A 20,240-nucleotide genomic window follows, 5' to 3' on the forward strand; every position below is an offset into this window, starting at 1 on the left:
ACGCTGGAGCAGATGCGCCGTCTGCCTAAATGTCCTTGATTTAGCCGCAATGCCGTCCCAAAGCCGACATCATGCCCGGGCATGATGTTCTCCATGGCCTCTCCGACCGGCGGAGGGGGCTTTGGTGGAGAAAGAGGATGGCCTACCCCCTGTTCGACAGCGGCTATACCCTGTGGGCCGCCGACCTGGAGACCCGCCTGAGGGACCAGCTGGGCAGTTCGGCCCGTGCCCTGGGCATCGATCCGCGCCTGCTGCTGGACAGCTATTATTCGGGCTATACGGTGACCGCCGCCCTGGCCCTGGTCGCCTCGCGCTATCCCGCCGCCGGCCTCTGACCCCGGCATCGTCTTTGCCGCCTTTCGTCATTTTGCCGCCGGCCAATCCATATCCGGGGTTGACTGGGGGCGCCGGGCACGGCGTCATACTGCAAAAGACTAGAGCGCTGAGCCTCAAGTATGAGGGGCGGCGCTCATGCGAGCATTGAGCGAGCGGCCAAGGGCGCGGAGACGCCCGCCCGGCGAGGGCAAGACAAATAAAGCTAAGGCGTGATGCGCATTTAAGGCATCACGCTTTAAAATAGAGACCGGTCGAGGAGGGGTGTCCGTGGCGGTGAAGTGGCGAGGCCCGTTTCCGTGGCTCGCGGCGGCGTTTGCCGCCGATGTGGCGGTCACCGTCGCGGCGGGATATTTCATGTCCCAGGGGGTGGTCGACCGCGAGGAATTGACCGCCCTGGTGATGGTCTCGCTGGCCGGAGCGGCTTTCCTGTTCGCCGTGTCGTGGAAAGCCATCGACTTCCTGGTGGTGCGTTCCATCAAGAAGATGGCCGCCGAGGTCCGCGCCATCGCCTATGGCACCGGCGGGCGCGACCGTATCGATCCCGAGCGCTATTTCATCATCGCGCCGCTGCCCGAGGCGGTGAACGAGGTCTGCTCGCGCATGGTCAAGGCCCGCATCGAGCTGGCCGAGGGGCTGTCCGCCGCCACCCGCAAGTCCGAGGAGAATTCCAACCGGCTGGCCGCCATCCTCAACGACCTGCACGAGGGCGTGGTGGTGTGCAATCAGCGCCACCAGCTGGTGCTCTACAACCAGGTGGCCTTCGACATGCTGCGCGAGACGGCGGAGCTGGGGCTGGGCCGCTCGCTGTTCGAGACCGTCGCCCGCGAACCGGTGATGCACATGATGGACATCCTGGGCAACCGCGGCGGCGGCGGCGAGCGCGGTCTGCCGTTCCTGGCCGGCACCACCGATGACCGTATGCTGCTGCAGGGCCGCATGACCCTGATCCGCAATGACGAGGGCGCGGTGACCGGCTATGTGGTCACCCTGGTGGATGCCGGGCCGCAATTGTCGGCCCTGGCCGGCCGCGAGGCGCTGCTGCGCGAGGTGGCCGAGGACGTGGAGATGCCGCTTCGGCGCATGCTGCTGTCGGCCGGCGATCCCAACACCATCCGCCACGAATGCATGGCCATCTCCGACGCCATCAAGCGGGTGACCAAGGGCTATCACGCCATGCTGGCCGGCTGGTGGCCCATGGCCGACATCAACTCCACCGAATTGCTGTCCTTCGTCGCCTCGCGCCTGGGCGGGGGGATGAACGCCACCGTGGTGGGGCTGCCGGTGTGGCTGCACGGCGATTCCCATTCCCTGGTGATGGCCATCGAATCCCTGGTCTGGCGTGTCGCCGACCGCAGCGGCGCCACCCAGTTCGACCTGTCGGGCGGCAGCGACGACCACGGCGCCTGGATCGGGTTCGCCTGGGAGGGCGAGGTGGTCGAGCAGGCCCAGTTGGACCGCTGGCTGGCCCAGCCGCTGGTGGCGCTGGGCGGCATGACGGTCAAGGACGTGCTGGAGCACCATGCCGGGGCGGAACTGGTCCGCGACCGCCGCGACGGCGGCGGCGCCCTGCGCATTCCCATGCGCAAGGGGGTGGAGCGGCACGGCCACGGCCGTCAGGTGCTGCCCGGCCGTCCCGAGTTCTACGACATGACCCTGCTGGAGCAGTCGCGCGACACCGGCGCCATGGGCTCGCGGCCGCTGCGCTCGCTGACCTTCGTGGTGTTCGACACCGAGACCACCGGGCTGCATCCCTCCCAGGGCGACCAGATCGTCTCCATCGCCGGGGTGCGCATCGTCAACGGCAGGATCCTGTCGGGCGAGAGCTTCAACCGCATCGTCAATCCCGGCCGGCCCATTCCGGCGGAATCCATCCGCTATCACGGCATCACCGACGAGATGGTGGTCGACAAGCCGCCGGCCGGGGTGGTGCTGCCCCAGTTCCGCTCCTATGTGGCCGATGCGGTGCTGGTGGCCCATAACGCGGCCTTCGACCTCAAGTTCCTGCGCATGCGGGAGAGTGACATGGGTGTCCGTTTCGACAGCCCGGTGCTGGACACCATGATCCTGTCAAACTTCCTGGACGGGCCGGAAGCCGGGCATTCCCTCGACGATATCTGCGAGCGCTACGCCATCGAGATCACCGACCGCCATACGGCGCTGGGCGATGCCATGGTGACGGCGGCGGTGCTGCTGCGCCAGATCGAGGCGCTGGAGGGCAGGGGCATCCACACCCTGGACGACGCGGTCAAGACGCTGGACATCGCCATGATCCTGCACGAGCGGCAAAGGGTCCTGTAGGGCGGGCTCCCTCAGCCGCCGACGCCGCAGACGAATTTCAGCGTCTTGAGGCGGCCGAACGCCCATTTCAGGCGCGAACGGGTGCGCTTGTCGAAGCGCTTGGGGTCGATCCTGGTCGAGGCGGGGATCTGCTGGGCGATGTCGGCCAACTGCTGCTCCAGGATGACGCGCAGCACGATCTCGCGCACTTCCATGAAGTCGCGCAGGTCGTCCTCATGCAGCGCGCCGGCTTCCTTCAGCGCCGCGAAGCGCTCGTCGGTGCCGGTGGCTGGGACATGGGCGCGGATGGCCCGCATGCGCGCCGCGCTGACCAGGGGCAACAGACCGAACTTCTTGGCGTTGAGGCGCCCCTGCTTGGTGACGAAATTACCGAACAGGCCGATGGAGCCGTCCATGCCCGCCACGTTCTGGGCGAGATAGCGCAGGAAGAACGCCGATTGCGAGGCCTTCTCCATGGCCATGTGCCGCAATTCCTCGGCCAGGGCGCGGTCGCCCCACACCGGCTGGAAGTCGTAGAAGATGTCGCAATACATCACGGTCTGGTTCTCGACCGAGAAGACCCAGTTGTGGACCTCGTCGCGCCACTCCTCCAGGCTCTTGCGCCACCTGGACTCGCGGGCCATGACGTTGCCGTCGCAGAACGGGATGCCGGCCCTGTTCAGGGTTTCGTTGAGGCGCTTGCCCAGTTCGGCGAACCAGGGGTCGTCGGAGGGCTTGCCGCCATGGACGATGGCGTTGTCCTGGTCGAAGGCCAGCAGGCTTTCGCCCCGTCCGCCCGAGCCGAGGATCAGCACGGCGTAGCGGGCCGGGGCCGGCCCCCAGCCGTCGTCCAGCAGCGACTGCTCGGCCAGTTCGGCGGCCCGCGCGGTAAGGTCGCGCAGCACCAGGGCGATGACCGAGGCGATGTTGCGCGCAGTCACCCCTTCGCCCAGCAGGCCCCTGGCCAGCTTGGGCAGGTTGGCCATCACCGCCTTCATCTCGTCGGGATTGGCGGCGCTTTCCGCCGAATCGCCCAGCACCAGCGCCTCGGTGGCGCGGACCTTGAGCAGGGCGCGGCCGGTGACCATGCCCAGCGGCCGGTTGTCGGAATCCACCACCACCAGGTGCCGGAGGCCGAGTCGGGTCATGCGGGCCAGCGCCACATAGACATAGGCGTCGGCCGGCACGGTGGCCACCGGCTTGGTCATGGTCTGGTCCAGGGTCTGTTCCAGACCGGCCGGGCCGCTGTTGGACAGGATGCGCAGCAGGTCGCGCTCGGTGAAGATGCCCAGCGTGCGCCCCTCGGCATCGATGCCGACGATGGACGACACCCGGGCCTCGTACATGCGGTGCACCGCGTCGTTCAGGCTGAGCGAGGCCAGGGCGGTCAGCACCGGGGTGCTCATCACCTCGCGCAGGCGGTGGCGATAGGGAAAACTGTCGATGCGGGCCAGGGCGGCAATGTCATTCATGGCGCGTGTACGATAGTGGCGGAGGTGGAAAATTCAACCTATTTCGCCCCGGAAAGGGGGGCTGCGGAGAAAGTCTAAATGTGGCCGACAATTCTCTCCGAGAACACGCTAGGGTGTTTACTCTAGGTGGATCGGGCCACACCATAGGGTAGGTTGCAAGATGTCAAATGACATTTTCTGTAAACTGAGCAGAAACTAAAAGGGAATTTAGCGTCGTCTTGAGAAAAGCTGATGAAGGTTCGAAACGAATACCTGATTTCTCATTATAATAACCTATTGAATAAATCAGGTGCTTTCGGTTGGTGTTGACGCCAAAGGAGCCGGATGTTAATGAGGTCCGTCGCCTCAGGCAAGCTGCGGGCGTATGACGCGTACGCATAGGTGCCCTGGTGCGCCTGCACGCTTCTAAGTGCTGAATCCGGCAACAAGACCGGGAGCTGAAAACAACGATCGCCGGACCCGTCCGGGGGGCGGCGATGACAAAGTGGAGGGTCAAAGTGAGCTCACATAACGCACCTTCGGCCGCGAATCTCGCGAGCGCCGAACACATTCGGAACAATCCGAAGTTCAAGGAACTGGTTGCCAAGCGCAACGCCTTCGCATGGACGCTGTCGGCGATCATGCTGATCATCTATTTCGGCTTCATCCTGATCATCGCCTTCAACAAGGCGTGGCTCGGCAGCCTGCTGTCGGCCGCCGGCGTGACCACCATCGGCTTCCCGATCGGCGTGGGCGTCATCCTGTCGGCCATCGCGCTGACCGGTGTGTACGTCTACCGCGCCAATGGCGAGTTCGACGAAATGAACCGCCAGATCATCGAGGAATCCCGCTGATGAAGACGACCAAGACCGCAATCGCGTCCGCGCTCGCCTTCGGCGGCACGGCGCTCCTGGCCACCGCCGCCCTGGCGGCCGGTGCCGACATGGGCGGCGCCCAGAAGCAGGCCACCAACTGGCACGCCATCGTCATGTTCGTGATCTTCGTGGGCGCGACGCTGGGCATCACCTACTGGGCGGCCAAGCGCACCAAGACCGCCGCCGACTTCTACGCCGCCGGCGGTGGCATCACCGGTTTCCAGAATGGTCTGGCCATCGCGGGCGACTACATGTCGGCCGCCTCGTTCCTGGGCATTTCCGCCCTGGTCTACGGCTCGGGCTATGACGGCCTGATCTTCTCGGTGGGCTGGCTGGTCGGCTGGCCGATCATCCTGTTCCTGATCGCCGAGCGTCTGCGCAACCTGGGCAAGTACACCTTCGCCGACGTGTGCGGCTACCGCTTGTCCCGTACGCCGATCCGCACCTTTGCGGCCACCGGCTCGCTGATCGTGGTGATCTTCTATCTGATCGGCCAGATGGTCGGTGCCGGCCAGCTGATCAAGCTGCTGTTCGGCATGGACTACATCTACGCCGTGATGATCGTCGGCGCGCTGATGATGGTCTACGTCACCTTCGGCGGCATGGTCGCCACCACCTGGGTGCAGATCATCAAGGCCTGCCTGCTGCTCGGCGGCGCCACCTTCATCGCCTTCGGCGTGATGGCCAATTTCGGCTTCTCGTTCGAGGCGATGTTCGTCAAGGCCATCGAGGTCCATCCCAAGAAGGTTGCGATCATGGCGCCGGGCGCCCTGGTCACCAACCCGGTGGACGCCATCTCGCTGGGCATGGCCCTGATGTTCGGCACCGCCGGTCTGCCCCATATCCTCATGCGCTTCTTTACCGTTCCCGATGCGCGTGAAGCCCGCAAGTCGGTGTTCTACGCCACCGGCTTCATCGGCTACTTCTACATCCTGACCTTCATCATCGGCTTTGGCGCCATCACCATGGTGGCCACCAATCCCGAGTACCTGACCAAGGGCCTCGGCTCCCTGGACCTGAAGGGCGGCAACAACATGGCCGCGGTGTGGCTGGCCCACGCCATCGGCGGCAACCTGTTCCTCGGCTTCATCTCGGCCGTGGCCTTCGCCACCATCCTCGCGGTGGTGTCGGGCCTGACCCTGGCGGGCGCGTCGGCGATCTCGCACGACCTGTACGCCAGCGTCATCATGCACGGCCAGGCCACCGAGGGTAAGGAAGTGACCGTCTCCAAGATCGCCTCCATCGGTCTCGGCATCGTCGCCGTGCTGCTGGGCCTGATCTTCGAGAAGCAGAACGTGGCGTTCATCGTGGCGCTCACCTTCTCGGTCGCGGCCTCGGCCAACTTCCCGGTTCTGGTGCTGTCCATGTTCTGGGGCGGCCTCACCACCCGTGGCGCCGTGCTCGGCGGCATCATCGGCCTCTTGATGTCGGTGATCATGGTGGTGCTGTCCAAGGCGGTGTGGGTGCAGAGCTTCGGCTTCAAGGAAGCCCTGTTCCCGTTCGCCTATCCGGCCCTGTTCTCCGTGCCGGCGGCCTTCTTCTTCTCGTGGCTGTTCTCGATCATGGACAACAGCCCGCAGGCTCAGGCCGAACGCGCCGCCTACGAAGCCCAGTCCATCCGGTCCGAGACCGGCCTGGGTGCCGAAGGCGCCGCCAGCCACTAAGGCCGGCTCAAGCAACATACTTTCTGACTGGGCCGCCGGATTTTCCGGCGGCCCTTTTCTTTTGTCCGGGAGGGGCGGGCGCCACGTCCGATCCCGCCGTCATGGCGGGGATTTCACACGGAGAAGGCGGATAAACCACCAAGGCCCCAAGGACACCAAGAGGGCGGAGGCAATGATGCGGCAGCGTCTCTTTCCGTCTTGGCCGGGTCAAGTCCGGGCGCGACGAGAGACGGGAAAATCCTCTTGTCCTGGCGGTGAAGCGGCTCCCTTGCCGGGGGCGGCGGCCTCAGCGCAGCAGGATCACCGCCATCATCACCGAGCCGAAGACGATGCGGTACCAGGCGAAGGGGGTGAAGCCGTGGCGCCCGACGAAGCCGATGAAGCCCCGCACCACCACCAGGGCAGAGAAGAACGCCGCCACGAAACCGATGGCGATCAGGCCGATGCCGTCGAAGGAGATGGACGCCCAGTTCTTGTACAGGGCATAGGCCGAGGCGCCGCACATGGTGGGAATGGCCAGGAAGAACGAGAACTCGGCGGCGGCCCGGCGGTCGAGGCCGAGCAGCATGGCGCCCAGGATGGTGGCGCCGGCCCGCGACACGCCGGGGATCATGGACACCAGCTGGCAGGCGCCCACCCCCAGGGCCAGGGCGGGGGACATGTCCTCGATGTCGTGGATGCGGGCCCGCTTGGCCAGACGTTCGATGACCAGGATGGCGATGCCGCCCACCACCAGGGCCACGGCGGCCACCAGGGGGGAGTCGAGCATCTGCCGGATGTATTTGTAGGCCACGGCGCCGACCACGGCCGACGGCAGGAAGGCCAGCAGGACATTGCGCACGAAGGCGAAGGAGCGGGGTTGGCCCAGGGTGGTGGCCACGTCCCACAGCCGGATGCGGAATACCCAGCACACCGCCAGGATGGCGCCTAGCTGGATGACGATCTCGAAGGTCTTGCCCGATGAGCCCTCGAAGCCCAGCAAGTCGCCCACCAGCATGAGATGGGCCGTGCTGGACACCGGCAGGAACTCGGTGAGTCCCTCGACGATGCCGAGGAGCAGGGCTTCGATCACGGCGAGCATGGCTGATCCATCCTGGGTTGCTTCGGGCCTGGGGTGCTTCGGGCGCGGATCATGGGGGGGGATCGGCGTTTTCGCAACCGCTAAACATATGTCGCCCAGCAGGCTTGCCGCCGGCGGCGACATGACCTAAGACTCGTGGTCGGACCAATTCCAGTTCGGAACAGGTGGGGTGATGTCTCTGATCGAGTGGGACCCGTCGTTCAGCGTCGGCTCGGCCCGCATGGATGCCGACCACCAGAAGCTCATATCCCTGCTCAACCGCCTGTACGACGCCTGGCACGGCGGCGAAAGCATCGCCGAACTGGGCTGGCTGTTCGACGAATTGCTGGCCTATGCCGACACTCATTTCGCCGCCGAGGAGATGGCGCTCAGGTCGCGCGACTATCCCCGCCTGGACAAACAGGTGGCGGACCATGCCCGGCTGAAGGATTCGGTGGTGGCCTTCCGCGACCGCCATCTGGCCGGCGAGACGCCCGACGCCCTGACCACCGAGATGACCGCCTTTCTCAAGGCCTGGTTGCTGGAGCACATCCTGGGCGAGGACATGCTCTACCGCACCTATTTCAAGGGCGAGTGACTCACCCCACCGTCAGCACGATCTTGCCGCGCACATGGCCGGTGCGCGACAGGTCCAGGGCCTCCGCCGCGCGGGACAGCGGCATCTCGACGATCTCCGGCACCCTGAGGACGCCCTGCTCGGCCAGCCCGGCGAGGCGGCGCAGATGGCCGGCATCGGGCTTGACGAACACGTACTTGCAGCGGATTCCCAGCCGCTCGGCCAACTCCCTGTCGGTCTTGTCGGTGATGGAGACCAGGATGCCGCCCGGCTTCACCGTCTGGTAGGAGCGGGTCAACACCTCGCCCCCCACCGTGCCGAATACCATGTCGACACCCTCTGGACACAGGGCGCGGGTGGCGGCGACGAAGTCCTCGGCCGAGTAGTCGATGACGTGGTCGGCGCCCAGGGCGCGGACGTAATCGTGGTTGGCGGCCTTGGCGGTGGCGATCACCGTCGCGCCCACCCATTTGGCCATGGGCACGGCGAAGCCGCCGACGCCGCCCGCCCCGGCATGGATCAGTACGCTGTGGCCCGGCCGCAACTGGGCCACCTCCAGCATGGATTGCCAGGCGGTCAGCGCCGCCAGCGGCACGGTGCAGGCCTGGGCGAAGGTGAGATTGGCCGGCATGCCAGCCACCCCGTCGGCGGTCATCACCACGTATTCGGCATAGGTGCCCCACTGGATGTCGGGCTTGCGGCAGAATGACCACACCCGCTCGCCCAGCGACAGGCCGGCGACGCCGTCGCCCAGGGCGGCAATGGTGCCGGCGGCGTCCCAGCCGGGGATCAGCGGGAACTTGCAGGGAAACAGGCGTGCCAACCCACCCTCGCGGATCTTCCAGTCCACCGGATTGACCCCGGCGGCATGGACGCGGATCAGCACCTCGCCGGGACCGGGCGACGGCGTTTCGATCTCGGCGAGGCGCATCACCTCGGAGCCGCCGAACCGGTCGCAGAGGATGGCTTTCATGGTGGCACTCCTTCCTGCCGGGGCGGGAGCCCCAGCCCCGTATTGCCTCAGGCTCCGGCCTCCCGCAGCTTGAACCGCTGTACCTTGCCGGTGGCGGTGCGGGGAATGGTTTCCAGGAAACGGACGTTGCGTGGGCATTTGAAGATGGCCAGCTTGGCGCGCAGGCTCTCGACGATGCGGGTTTCCAGGATGGGCTCGTGCTCGCCCGGCTCGGCCACGGCGTAGAGCACCAGACGCACCAGCCCGTCCTCGTTGGGAATGCCCACCGCCACCGCGTCGGCGACGCCGGGGACCATCAGGGCGGCTTCCTCCACCTCGGCGGGGCTGACCCACTGGCCGGAGACCTTGATCATGTCGTCGGAGCGCCCCTGCGGGCTCCACCAGCCCTCGGAATCCATGCTGAACACGTCGCCGGTCTTCCACCAGCCGTCCTTCAGCACCCGCTGGGTGACGTCGGGGCGGTTGTGGTAGCGGCGGAACAGGGAATCCATGCGCACCCACAGGTCGCCGGGGGTGTCGGGGGCGGTGATGACCTCGCCCGCGGGGGTGCGCAGCTGCGCCTCGGCCCAGGGCAGCGGCCGGCCGCAGGCGCCGGGCTTCATGGCCGCCGGAGTGCTGGCGATGAACAGGAACAGCGCCTCGGTGGCGCCGATGCCTTCCAGCATCAGGCCGCCGGTCTCCTCCATCCAGCGGCGGCACAGCTCGGCCGGCAGGTTTTCGCCCGCCGAGACCCAGGTGCGCACGCCCCGGAAGGCTTCCGACGACGCCAGGCCGTCCTTCAGCATGATGCGGTAGAGGGACGGCACCGAAAGCACCACCTTGGGCCGCGTCCGCTCGATGACCTCGGCTGCGGCGGCGGCATCGGGCCAGCCGCGGTGCAGCACCAGGGTGCCGCCGCAGCGCAGCGCGCCGATCAGGCAATGGCCCAGGGGATAGGCGAAGAACAGCTTGGAGGTGGAGAAGATGCGGTCGCCGGGCAGGAGGCCCAGATTCTCGCGCACATGGCGCTCGCCCATCGGAATGGAGCCGTGGACGTGCACGGCGCCCTTGGGTTGGCCGGTGGTGCCCGAGGTGTACATCCACAGGGCGGAATCCTCGGCATTCATGTCGGCCGAGGCCAACTGGTCGGAGGCGCCCTCCAGGAAGGCATTGAAGGAATCGCTGGTCACCAAGCGGGCCGGGGCGCGGGCCAGCGCCAGGGATTCGGCGGCCAGATCCTTCAGCGTCTCCTCGGCCAGCAGCAGCGGCGCGCCGCTGTCGCCCAGGGCATGGGACAAATCCTTGGCCGCCAGGCGGGTGTTGAGCGCCACCGCCACCAGTCCGGCCTTCATGGCGCCCAGATAGGCGGCGACCAGTTCGGGACCGTCGTCGAGCAGCAGCAGGACCGGTTGCTGGCGCTTGGCGCCGGCGGCCAGCATGGCGTTGCCGTAGCGGCAGGCCAAGCGGTTCAGCTGGTCATAGGTCAGGGTCTGCCCGCCGCAGATGATGGCAAGACTCTCCCCGCGGCCCGAGCCGAGGCTGGGACCCAGAATTTCGTCGGCAGCGTTCATGGGAATATTCCAAAAAAAGGGGCGAGCCGCCGGAGCGGCCCGCCCATATCGACGTCTGACTACTCGATCAGGACCCAGTCACCGTTCTTGATCTCGACCATCTTGAAGGATTCGAGACCCAGACCCATGTGGTCGGTCGGCGAGTAGGTGTAGATGCCGGTGGTGGCGACGAAGTCCTTGGTCTGCTCGATGGCGTCGCGGACCTTGGCCTTTTCGGTGGAACCGGCCCGCTTGAAGGCGTCCATGGCCATCATCAGGGCGTCGAGGCCGTGACCGGGCAGCGGGCTGACTTCCAGCGGCTTGTTGCGCTCCTCGTATTCCTTCTTGAAGTCCATCACGATCTTCTTCTGGCGATCGCTGGGCGACAACTGCTCGGCCACCGCCTGGGCGCCGGCCGGCAGGCGGGTGCCGTCGGCGGCGGTGCCGACCAGACGCAGGAACTCCTTCGAGGCCACGCCATGCGACTGATAGACCGGCAGCGTGAGGCCCATCTGCTTCAGGTTCTTGGTGGCGACGGCGGGGCCGGTGCCGGTGCCGAAGATGAACAGGGCCTGGACGCCGGCCATGCCGCGGATCTTGGTCAGCTGCGGGGTGACGTCGGGGTCCTTGGGCGAGTAGACCTCGTCGATCAGGATTTCGACGCCGTACTGGGGAGCCAGCTTGACCGTCTGGTCATGGCCGGACTTGCCGAAGCCGACGTTCTCGGACAGCAGGGCGATCTTGGTCAGGCCGCGCTTCTTCAGGTCGGCCAGCACCTTCTCGGCGGCCAGCCGGTCCGATTGCGGGAACTTGAAGGTCCACTTGCGCACCGGGTCGCCGATGGCGGTGCCGCCGCCCAGCGACATGTACGGAATCTCGGCACGCTCGATCAGGCCGAGCACCGCCATGGAGGTGGGCGTGCCCGACCCGCCGATGATGATGTCCACCTTGTCGTTGTCGATCAGGCGCTTGACGAAGGTGGCGGCCTTTTCCGGCTCGGACCCGTCGTCGTAGATGATGGCTTCGATCTTGCGCCCCAGCACGCCGCCCTGGGCGTTGAGCTTGTCGATCATGTAGTCGAACGTGCGCTTCTGGGGGTCACCCATGGGCGACATCTGTCCGGTGACCGACAGGAACATGCCGATCTTGATGGGCTCGGCCGCCATGGCGGTGGTCGCCGCGCAGACACTCGTCATCACCGCCAGGGCAGCCCCGGCCGTACGCTTCCAATTCATGAAGTTTCCTCCCACTTCGTATGATTTATCCAGGCGAATCACTTCTTATTTTTGTCGGTATTGTAGTACCGAATTGCAGGAAAGCGAAGTCCGAAAAGTGCGCCGGCGCGGCTTGACGCCGTCTCAGGCTGAGCGCACCATCGGAAGCATAACAAAGAAATGGGGGGCGTGGATCATGAACTCCAAGCCCAAGGCCGGAAACGGCACGCGCATATCGGATCAGGTCACCGACCGGATTCTCGCCCGCATCGCCTCTGGGGAATGGGGACTCGGCCATCGCCTGCCGGGCGAACGGCAATTGGCCGAGACGATGGGGGTCAGCCGCGTCTCCATCCGCGCCGCGCTGCAATCCCTGAAGACCCAGGGGCTGCTCGACGCCGTCCAGGGCGGCGGCACGCGGGTGATCGCCACCTCGGCGGCCATGGACCCCGGCATGCTGGAACTGGTGCGGGTCAACCGCGACAACCTGCACGATCTGGCGGAGATCCGGGCTATTCTCGAGGCCTGGGCGGTGGGGCGCGCCGCGCTGAACCGCAGCGAGGCCGATCTGGCCGACTTGGCCCGCATCATGGCGGCCACCGAGGCCGACATGGCCGGCGGCGCCCACAAGAGCGAGAACGACGTCTGCTTCCATCTGGCCATCGCCAAGGCGTCGGGCTCGGGCATCTATCTCCACATCATGGCGGTGATCCGCGGCATCCTGCATCAGATGGTCGATTACCACCGCTACCAGCTGTTCCCCTCGCACGAGGACGACCGGATCATCCTGGGTCAGCACCGCGCCATCTTCGAGGCGGTCAAGGCCAAGGACCCGGCGGCGGCCGAGGCGGCCATGCGGGCCCATCTGGGCTTCGTGCTGACCCGTTATTCCCGCCAGGCGTTGTAATGCCGGAAATCCGTCACGACGTGGAATCATGGGCGTGGTTGCCGCCTTCGGCGCCTCTGCTATGCTGCGCCTGGGAAAACCATGGGGATTCACATGCGACGCGCACGTAATGCGAAGATCATCGCCACCTTGGGTCCGGCCTCCTCGACGCCCGAGGCCATCGAGAGCCTGTTCCTGGCCGGAGCCGACGTCTTTCGCCTGAATTTCAGCCACGGCAGCCACGACGACCACAAGAACCGCATCTTCACCATCCGCGAACTGGAAAAGAAGGTGAAGCGGCCCATCGCCATCCTTGCCGACCTGCAGGGGCCGAAGCTCCGCGTCGGTGATTTCGAGGGTGGCCGCGCCCGGCTGGAAGCCGGCGCCGCCTTCCGCCTGGACATGGAGGATGCGCTGGGCACCGCCGCCCGCGCGCCGCTGCATCATCCCGAGGTGTTCGCGGCGCTCAAACCCGGCAGCGAACTGCTGATCGACGACGGCAAGCTGCGCCTGACCGTCGAATCCTGCGGCGCCGATTTCGCCGAGACCCGCGTGGTGGTGGGCGGCGAGGTTTCCAACCACAAGGGCGTCAACGTCCCGGGCGTCATGCTGCCCATCTCGCCGCTGACCGAGAAGGACCGCCGCGACCTGGAATTCGCCGTGGAGATGGGGGCCGACTGGATCGCCCTCAGTTTCGTCCAGCGTCCCTCCGACGTGCAGGAGGCCCGGCGCCTGATCGGCGGCTATGTGGGATCGCGGGTGCGCATCCTGTCCAAGCTGGAAAAGCCCTCGGCCATCGAGCACCTGGCCTCGATCATCGAATGGTCGGACGCGGTGATGGTGGCGCGCGGCGATCTCGGCGTCGAATGTCCGCCCGAGACGGTGCCCATCCTGCAAAAGCGCATCATCAAGGCGTGCCGCCGGGCCGGCAAGCCGGTGGTGGTCGCCACCCAGATGCTGGATTCCATGGTCCATTCCCCGTCGCCCACCCGCGCCGAGGCCTCGGACGTGGCCACCGCCGTCTATGACGGCTCGGACGCGGTGATGCTGTCGGCGGAAACCGCCTCGGGCGAGTATCCCATCGAGGCGGTGACCATGATGGACCGCATCATCCAGCAGGTGGAGCACGACAAGAACTACCAGATCATCACCGACGCCTCGCGCCTCGATCCCGAGCACACCACCCGCGACGCCATCAGCGCGGCGGCCCGCCAGGTGGCCCATACCCTGGGGGCGGCGGCCATCGTCACCTTCACCTCGTCGGGTTCCACCACGCTGCGCGCCGCCCGCGAGCGGCCGGAGCAGCCCATCCTGTCGGTGACCGCCGATATCGAGGTGGCCCGCCAGATGGCCCTGGTATGGGGGACGCATTCCATCATGGCCAAGGATGTGCGCAGCTTCACCGAGATGGTGGCCAAGGCGGTGCACTTCGCCCAGAGCGAGGGCTTCGCCCGGGTCGGCGACCGGGTGGTGATCACCGCCGGCGTGCCGTTCGGCCATTCGGGGACCACCAACATCCTGCGCGTCGCCGAGGTGGAGGAGCACGGCCACCAGCACCGGCACAATTCGGATTAGCGGTCCTGTGCGGGCGGGACGCCCGCACACCCTACACGTAGCCCAGCCGCAGCGCGCCCCAGTGGCGGCCGCCCACCAGGATGGGGGCGGAAACGTCGAGCATCAGGGCCTGCCTGCCGCCCCCCATGTCGCGGCGGTAGCTCTGCACCGCGAAGGGTGCGGTGTTGCGGGCCGCCTTCAGCCCCACCGCATCGTCGAACTTGCGGCGGTTGCGGCAATGGGCGGCGTTCCAGGCGGGGTCGTTACCCTGGGGCCGGGAGAATTCGGCATTGTGGGTGGGCAGGTAGCCGTTGCGGTCCACGGCGGCGCAGAACACGATGCGGTCGTTGCTCCGCTTGACGCCTTCCTGAACGGAGGCCAGCACCCGGTCGGCGAAATCGGTGAAGCGGGTGGTGTACTGGGTGGGATTGCTGCCGGCCACCGGCCGGTAGGCCTCGTCGAACAGATCCTCGGCCGACAGGGCGCCGCGGGCCAGTTCCTGCTCGAACATCTGCCCGATGTCGCGGGCCTTTTCGCGGGCCAGGGCGACGAAGGGGGTTTCCGGCGTCTCGATACCGGCCTCGGCGGTCAGCACCACCAGGCGCTCGCCGGCGCCCAGCAGGTCCTGCAGCCGCTGGCGGGCGTCGTCCAGGCGGGTCTTGAACTCGGCCAGCCCGGCGGCGGCCTGGTCGATCTCCGTCGACAGCTCGGAGGAACGGTCGTGGATGGACGAGGCGTCGCCGGCCACGTTCTCGACCCGTCCGGTCATATCGGCCAGCGAGATGCGGATATGGTCCATGGCGTCGGCGATGGCCGCCGTTTCGGCGGTCAGGCCGCCGGCCTTGGTGGCGCTGTGGTCGCCCTGCTCCACCAGCTTGCCGGCGGTGCCGGTCAGGCCCTCCAGGGTCTTGCGGATCTCGGCGCTGGCCGAGCCGGCCCGGCGGGACAGTTCCTTGACCTCGCCCGCCACCACGGCGAAGCCCTTGCCGTGTTCGCCGGCCCGCGCCGCCTCGATGGTGGCGTTCAAGGCCAGCAGGTTGGTCTGCCGGGCGATATGGCCGATGCCCTGGGCGACGCCCACCACGCTGCCCATGGCGTCCTGCAATTCAAGCAGCAGGCCGCGCCCGTCGGTGACCATGCGCACCACCTCGTCGATGTCGCCCAGCGAGCCGCGCACCCGCTGCTGCGAGGTCTCGGCCTCGGCCTGGGCGGCGGTGGCGCCCGACAGGGTCTCGCCCATGGCGGCGACGATGCGCTCGTTGGCCTCGGACAGGGCGCGGATGCCCCGCTGCAACTCGGCCAGCAAAGCGTGCTGGCCGGCCACCTTGGCGGCGACCTCGTCGATGTCCTCGGCGATCTCGATCATCTGCTTGCCGATACCGCCGGTCTCGCGGGCGAAGGCGGCGACGATGGTGGTCTCCTCCTGGCGGATGCGCAGCAGCGAGGTGACGCAGAAGCGCACGATGCGGGCCAGGGGGCGCACCGTCTCCAGCGGACCGGCGATGCCGAAATTGATCAGCCGGTTCCCCTCGAAATCGACGCCCATGTTGACGCCTTCGCGCATGCCCTGGGATTTGGCGGCCTCGTCCTTGGTGACGCCGTACTCGTCCATCTCGCCCCGCATGATGCGCGCCGCGATGGCGTGGTGGGTGCCGATGCGCTCGGTGACGCTGGAGGCGACGATGCGGCCCTCCTCGCCCATGAAGCTGCACACCAGGCCCAGCTCGGCCGAGAAGACCTCGCACAATTCCTGGCCGAAACGGGTGTCGAATTCGATGCTCATGGACGCAGGCGGCGGGTGGGGCGCATGGGAACTCCATCATGCGGAATACCGCCCTGGGCCACGAATGCTACCGAGTCAGGCGGAATGGTCAAATAAACTAACCAAGCATAGGCGAGAATGCAATATGGGATTACCGCGCCCCGGCCGGGGCGCGGTTCGGCGGAAGACAGCCTGTCTCAGGAGCAGGTGAAGGGGGTGCCGTGCCGCGGCGGGGCGGCGTGCAGGGTGACGTGCCGCCCGTGGAAGGACAGGCGGCCGGAATGGGCCAGACGCCGCAGCAGCCGCGAGATCACCTCCGGGCCGGTTCCCACCATGGCGGCCAGGTCCCGCCAGGAAATGGGCAGGGTCAGCGATAGGTCGCCGTTGGCGTCGCGGCCGCCGGTCTCGGCGGCCAGACTGGTCAGGGTGGACAACACCCGGTCGGGCAGGTCGGTGCTGCACAGGCGGAAGATGGCGTCCTCGTTCTCGCGGATTTCCGCCGAACTGAGCCTGAGCAGCGCCAGCCCGATCGCCGGGTCCTCGTGCAGGGCAGTGTTGAGCCGGTCGGCCGGCACGAAGCAGCCGGTGACGTCGGTGAGCGCCCGGGCCGAGCTTTCGTGGACGCCGTCGTCCAGCAGGCTGGCGCAGGGGAAGAAGGCGCCGGGATGGAGGATCTTGAGGATGACCAGATCGCCGTCCTCGTCCACCCGCTCCAGCGCCACCATGCCGGTGCCCAGGCTATAGGCGCCGCCCACCCGGTCGCCCTGGTGGTAGAGGTGCCCGCCCTTGGCCAGCGAAATCTTCGACGACAGGGTGGGGAACGGGCAGCGGCGCCCCAGGGCCTCCCGCATCGGTTCGCGCCGGGGCGACGACCAGGCATCGCAGCCACAGCAAGTCTTCAGCACGCCCATTCGGCTCTCCCCCTTCCGGGTGGACGATTCATTAGATGTCAAAGTGATTGGCAGCTGAAAGCAAGGAAAAAATATCCATGTCGAAAAACGTCAAAAAGGGCGCGGCCCGGAACCGGGTGTCCTGTGGAAGAATCGGGCGCTCCCGGAAAGGTGCCAAATATTAGAGCAGCAGGCGGATGTTGTTACAATTGGCGGCTGGCCCGGATGATCGGCATACGGCTTTTGTTTGCCATGGCCGGCGGATCCCGGCGGCGGATATCTTGGAAGTGCGGGAGGCGGGCTTCAACCATATTTTCCATGCGACTTTTGATGGATTCGGGGGAAACGGCGGAAAACCGGGCTTGCGGCCCCGCCGAATCACTCCATATCAATCGGAGCCAAAGCAACCGCCTGGATCATTGCCTCTGCAGGGGTGATCCAGCCGCCGCTCGAACGATGAGGGCAAACATGGATTTCGAGAAGTTCACCGAACGCTGCAAGGGCTTCATTCAATCGGCCCAGACCCTGGCGCTGCGCAGCGGCCACCAGCGCCTGACCCCCGAACATCTGGCCCAGGTCCTGCTGGCCGACAAGGAAGGCCTCGCCGCCAACCTGATCCGCGCCGCCGGGGGTGACCCGGTGAAGGCGCTGAAGGGTATCGAGGCCGAACTGGGCAAGCTTCCCAAGGTGGAAGGCCCCGGAGCCGGCGGCGTCCACCTGACCCCCGAACTGGCCCGCCTGCTGGATCAGGCGGTGCAACTGGCCGACAAGGCGGGCGATTCCTTCGTCACCGCCGAGCGCCTGCTGCTGGCGCTCGCGCTGGCCACCGGCACGCCCACCGCCAAGGTGCTGGCCGAGGCCGGGCTGACGCCCCAGGGACTCAACCACGCCATCGAGGACGTGAGGAAGGGCCGCAAGGCCAATTCGGCCTCGGCCGAGGACAGCTACGACGCCCTGAAGAAATACGCCCGCGACCTGACCCAGGCGGCCCGGGACGGCAAGCTCGATCCGGTGATCGGCCGCGACGAGGAAATCCGCCGCACCATCCAGGTGCTGTCACGGCGCACCAAGAACAATCCGGTGCTGATCGGCGAGCCCGGCGTGGGCAAGACCGCCATCGTCGAGGGCCTCGCCAGCCGCATCGTCAACGGCGACGTGCCCGAGACCCTGAAGAACAAGCGCCTGATGGTCCTCGATCTCGGCGCCCTGGTGGCCGGCGCCAAGTTCCGGGGCGAGTTCGAGGAGCGTCTGAAGGCGGTGCTGACCGAGGTCACCGCCGCAAATGGCGAAGTGGTGCTGTTCATCGACGAGATGCATACCCTGATCGGGGCGGGCGCCGCCGAAGGCTCCATGGATGCCTCCAACCTGTTGAAGCCGGCCCTGGCGCGCGGCGAGCTGCATTGCATCGGCGCCACCACGCTGAACGAGTACCGCAAGCATGTGGAGAAGGACGCCGCCCTGGCGCGGCGCTTCCAGCCGGTCTTCGTCTCCGAGCCGGGGGTGGAGGACACCGTCTCCATCCTGCGCGGCCTGAAGGAGAAGTACGAACTGCACCACGGGGTGCGCATCGCCGACGGCGCCCTGGTCTCGGCGGCGACTCTTTCGAACCGCTACATCACCGACCGCTTCCTGCCCGACAAGGCCATCGATCTGGTGGACGAGGCAGCGTCGCGGCTGCGCATGCAGATCGATTCCAAGCCCGAGGCCCTGGACGAGCTTGACCGCCGCATCGTCCAACTGAAGATCGAGCGGGAAGCGCTGAGGAAGGAAAGCGACGCCGGCTCGCGCGATCGCCTGGGCAAGCTGGAGGTGGAGCTGAACCAGATCGAGCGCGAATCCTTCGACATGTCCGAACGCTGGCGGGCCGAGAAGAACCAGCTGGCCGATTCCACCAAGGTCAAGGAACAGCTGGAGGAAGCCCGCCTGGAACTGGCCAACGCCGAGCGCGCCGCCAATTGGGGCCGCGCCGGCGAACTGAAGTTCGGGGTCATTCCCGATTTGGAGAAGCGCATCGAGGGCGGTTCCGGCTCCGGCCAGCGCCTGCTCACCGAATCGGTCACCGAGGAGCACATCGCCTCCGTGGTGTCGCGCTGGACCGGCATTCCGGTGGAAAAGATGCTGCAGGGCGAGCGTGACAAGCTGCTGGGCATGGAAGCCAAGCTCAAGACCCGGGTGGTGGGCCAGGGCGAGGCCCTGGTGGCGGTATCCAACGCCGTGCGCCGGGCGCGCGCCGGGCTGCAGGACCCCAACCGCCCCATCGGCTCATTCCTGTTCCTGGGGCCGACCGGCGTGGGCAAGACCGAGCTGACCAAGGCCCTGGCCGAGTTCCTGTTCGACGACGAGACCGCCATGGTCCGTATGGACATGAGCGAATACATGGAAAAGCACTCGGTGGCCCGCCTGATCGGCGCGCCGCCCGGCTATGTGGGCTACGAGGAAGGCGGCGCGCTGACCGAGGCGGTGCGGCGCCGGCCCTATCAGGTGATCCTGTTCGACGAGGTGGAAAAGGCCCACCCGGACGTCTTCAACGTGCTGCTCCAGGTGCTCGACGACGGCCGCCTGACCGACGGCCAGGGCCGCACCGTCGACTTCCGCAACACCCTGATCGTGCTGACCTCCAACCTGGGCTCGGAAATCCTCGCCAATCAGGAGGAGGGGCACGATTCGGCGGAGGTCCGCGCCGAGGTCATGGAGGTGGTGCGCGCCAGCTTCCGTCCCGAATTCCTCAACCGCCTGGACGAGATCCTGCTGTTCCACCGCCTGGGGCGCGGTGACATGTCGGGTATCGTCGACATCCAGCTGAAGCGCCTGCGGGCGCTGCTGGCCGATCGCAAGATCGAACTGTCCCTGGATGCCGGCGCCATGGAATGGCTGGCGGAAAAGGGCTACGACCCGGTCTATGGCGCCCGGCCCCTGAAGCGGGTGATCCAGCGCGCCCTGCAGAACCCCCTGGCCGGCCTGATCCTCGAAGGCGCGGTCAAGGACGGCGACGCCGTCAAGGTGGCGGTGGGCGAGGGCGGCCTCCTCCTGAACGGAAGATTTACAAGCGGAGAAGTGTGAATACCCAAGCCGCACGGAAGGACATAGCTGCTATTCCGGTATGCGGGGGCTGATTTCCTGGCAACCCTGATCGCCATCATGCTAGAAGCCGGTTCTCAGGGTTTTACCGGTACTCCTCTCCCCCCCATCCCC

Annotated in this window: 15 protein-coding genes; 8 read left to right on the forward strand and 7 right to left on the reverse strand. The window is 66.7% G+C overall.

Annotated features, from left to right (window positions below; all coding sequences use genetic code 11):
- The first annotated feature begins 137 nt into the window (after nt 1-137).
- Nucleotides 138-335: a hypothetical protein gene (locus H261_RS19145; RefSeq protein WP_008620843.1), complete on the forward strand. Its 198-nt coding sequence runs from the start codon at nt 138-140 to the stop codon at nt 333-335.
- A 268-nt stretch (nt 336-603) separates the two neighbouring features.
- Nucleotides 604-2,634 carry an exonuclease domain-containing protein gene (locus tag H261_RS26195; protein WP_235062986.1) on the forward strand — a complete coding sequence of 677 codons (2,031 nt, stop codon included), beginning with the start codon at nt 604-606 and terminating at the stop codon, nt 2,632-2,634.
- Nucleotides 2,635-2,645: 11 nt separating this feature from the next.
- On the opposite strand, the gene H261_RS19155 is transcribed toward H261_RS26195, so the two are convergent.
- Nucleotides 2,646-4,085 carry a DUF294 nucleotidyltransferase-like domain-containing protein gene (locus H261_RS19155; RefSeq protein ID WP_008620845.1) on the reverse strand — a complete coding sequence of 480 codons (1,440 nt, stop codon included), beginning with the start codon at nt 4,083-4,085 and terminating at the stop codon, nt 2,646-2,648.
- A 476-nt stretch (nt 4,086-4,561) separates the two neighbouring features.
- Between H261_RS19155 and H261_RS19160 the strand changes: the two genes are divergently transcribed.
- Together H261_RS19160 and H261_RS19165 are read left to right on the forward strand one after the other, a co-directional pair.
- The gene (locus H261_RS19160; protein ID WP_085988785.1) at nt 4,562-4,918 is read left to right on the forward strand and encodes a DUF485 domain-containing protein; all 357 of its coding nucleotides are present in this window, start codon (nt 4,562-4,564) and stop codon (nt 4,916-4,918) included.
- Nucleotides 4,918-6,603, forward strand: coding sequence for a cation acetate symporter (locus H261_RS19165; RefSeq protein ID WP_008620847.1), 1,686 nt, complete (start codon nt 4,918-4,920; stop codon nt 6,601-6,603). The genes H261_RS19160 and H261_RS19165 overlap by 1 nt, the downstream gene beginning before the upstream one ends.
- A 286-nt stretch (nt 6,604-6,889) precedes the next feature.
- Here H261_RS19165 and H261_RS19170 read toward each other — a convergent pair whose 3' ends face one another.
- Nucleotides 6,890-7,684, reverse strand: coding sequence for an undecaprenyl-diphosphate phosphatase (locus tag H261_RS19170; RefSeq protein WP_008620848.1), 795 nt, complete (start codon nt 7,682-7,684; stop codon nt 6,890-6,892).
- A 172-nt stretch (nt 7,685-7,856) separates the two neighbouring features.
- On the opposite strand from H261_RS19170, the gene H261_RS19175 reads away from it, so the two are divergent.
- Entirely contained in the window at nt 7,857-8,261 is a 405-nt protein-coding gene (locus H261_RS19175) for a bacteriohemerythrin (protein ID WP_008620849.1), read from the forward strand.
- Between the two features lies 1 nt (nt 8,262).
- On the opposite strand, the gene H261_RS19180 is transcribed toward H261_RS19175, so the two are convergent.
- The 3 genes from H261_RS19180 to H261_RS19190 are packed head-to-tail and all read right to left on the reverse strand — an operon-like array spanning nt 8,263 to nt 11,977.
- Nucleotides 8,263-9,213 carry an NADP-dependent oxidoreductase gene (locus H261_RS19180; RefSeq protein WP_008620850.1) on the reverse strand — a complete coding sequence of 317 codons (951 nt, stop codon included), beginning with the start codon at nt 9,211-9,213 and terminating at the stop codon, nt 8,263-8,265.
- 47 nt (nt 9,214-9,260) lie between these two features.
- Nucleotides 9,261-10,763: an AMP-binding protein gene (locus H261_RS19185; RefSeq protein ID WP_008620851.1), complete on the reverse strand. Its 1,503-nt coding sequence runs from the start codon at nt 10,761-10,763 to the stop codon at nt 9,261-9,263.
- 59 nt (nt 10,764-10,822) lie between these two features.
- Nucleotides 10,823-11,977, reverse strand: coding sequence for an ABC transporter substrate-binding protein (locus H261_RS19190; protein WP_008620852.1), 1,155 nt, complete (start codon nt 11,975-11,977; stop codon nt 10,823-10,825).
- Between the two features lie 175 nt (nt 11,978-12,152).
- Between H261_RS19190 and H261_RS19195 the strand changes: the two genes are divergently transcribed.
- Both H261_RS19195 and pyk read left to right on the forward strand, forming a co-directional pair.
- Nucleotides 12,153-12,863 (forward strand): FadR/GntR family transcriptional regulator, encoded by a 711-nt coding sequence (locus tag H261_RS19195; RefSeq protein WP_008620853.1) that lies wholly within the window; start codon nt 12,153-12,155, stop codon nt 12,861-12,863.
- A 93-nt stretch (nt 12,864-12,956) separates the two neighbouring features.
- Nucleotides 12,957-14,417: a pyruvate kinase gene (gene pyk / locus H261_RS19200; protein ID WP_008620854.1), complete on the forward strand. Its 1,461-nt coding sequence runs from the start codon at nt 12,957-12,959 to the stop codon at nt 14,415-14,417.
- A gap of 31 nt (nt 14,418-14,448) precedes the next feature.
- Here the strand turns inward: pyk and H261_RS19205 are convergent, their stop codons facing one another.
- Both H261_RS19205 and H261_RS19210 read right to left on the reverse strand, forming a co-directional pair.
- The gene (locus tag H261_RS19205; RefSeq protein WP_008620855.1) at nt 14,449-16,179 is read right to left on the reverse strand and encodes a methyl-accepting chemotaxis protein; all 1,731 of its coding nucleotides are present in this window, start codon (nt 16,177-16,179) and stop codon (nt 14,449-14,451) included.
- Between the two features lie 176 nt (nt 16,180-16,355).
- The gene (locus H261_RS19210) at nt 16,356-17,069 is read right to left on the reverse strand and encodes a Crp/Fnr family transcriptional regulator (protein WP_008620856.1); all 714 of its coding nucleotides are present in this window, start codon (nt 17,067-17,069) and stop codon (nt 16,356-16,358) included.
- 447 nt (nt 17,070-17,516) lie between these two features.
- On the opposite strand from H261_RS19210, the gene clpB reads away from it, so the two are divergent.
- Nucleotides 17,517-20,108, forward strand: a complete 2,592-nt coding sequence (gene clpB / locus H261_RS19215) for an ATP-dependent chaperone ClpB (protein ID WP_008620857.1) — start codon at nt 17,517-17,519, stop codon at nt 20,106-20,108.
- Nucleotides 20,109-20,240: the final 132 nt, after the last annotated feature.

The sequence above is a fragment of the Paramagnetospirillum caucaseum genome, assembly GCF_000342045.1.
Lineage (GTDB): Bacteria > Pseudomonadota > Alphaproteobacteria > Rhodospirillales > Magnetospirillaceae > Phaeospirillum > Phaeospirillum caucaseum.